Genomic DNA, 240 nt, shown 5'->3' on the forward strand with positions numbered 1-240 from the left:
CTTCTCCAAATCTTTTTACAATTTCATCAAGTGGGGAATCTTATCATTGATATTGATTCGACTCATTTTACAACCTATGGAAAACAAGAAGGCTCGGCTTACAATGCTCATTACCGTGCCACAGGCTATCATCCACTCTATGCTTTTGAAAGTCAGACTGGTTATTGTTTCAATGCTCAGTTACGTCCTGGAAATCGCTATTGCTCCGAAGGAGCGGTGGAGTTCCTCCGACCTATTTTA

General features: G+C 41.2%; 1 protein-coding gene. It reads left to right on the forward strand.

The window, feature by feature from the left end:
* Positions 1–240: transposase (locus E4T71_RS09600; RefSeq protein WP_167758541.1), on the forward strand; the 240-nt coding region annotated here is incomplete at both ends.

Origin of the sequence: Streptococcus sp. WM07 (assembly GCF_004570525.1) — a bacterium.
In the GTDB taxonomy this organism is placed as follows: Bacteria; Bacillota; Bacilli; order Lactobacillales; family Streptococcaceae; genus Streptococcus.